Genomic DNA, 560 nt, shown 5'->3' on the forward strand with positions numbered 1-560 from the left:
GTTAGCGTATTGAGTTCACCAGAGTCTGCGATGTCGCGCATGAGTTGCATGGTTTCTTTTGCTACCGTAAATCCCAGCGAGGCAAGTTTTGCAGCAAAACGTGCGACCCGAAGTACTCTAAGGGGATCTTCCACAAAAGCATCCGATACATGACGCAATATGCGATTATTCAAATCGGCTTGACCGCCATAAGGATCGTACAGCTGGCCGCTATCATCCATCGCCATGGCGTTAATGGTTAAATCACGGCGAATCAAATCCTCTTCTAGCGTGACGCTTGGATCGAAGAAACAGTCAAAGCCCGTGTAACCTGAGCCTGATTTTCTTTCGGTTCGTGCAAGTGCGTGTTCTTCTTTATTTTTAGGATGAAGAAAAACAGGAAAGTCTTTTCCGACGGCAGTGTATCCTTGAGCAAGCATCATTTCTGGTGTGGCACCGACTACCACCCAATCGTTGTCATAACTGTCAATGCCGAGCAATTGATCTCGAACTGCGCCACCTACTAAATAAACTTGCACGAATTACCTCTGAATTTATGGATATGACGTTGGACATTGTAG

Annotated in this window: 1 pseudogene; it reads right to left on the reverse strand. The window is 46.1% G+C overall.

What is annotated here, in order from left to right:
* Window positions 1-518 (reverse strand): annotated as a pseudogene (gene cca, locus R7Z77_RS27555) (multifunctional CCA tRNA nucleotidyl transferase/2'3'-cyclic phosphodiesterase/2'nucleotidase/phosphatase); the annotation flags it as partial.
* Window positions 519-560 lie beyond the last annotated feature (42 nt).

Source organism: Vibrio sp. 1401, assembly GCF_033340295.1.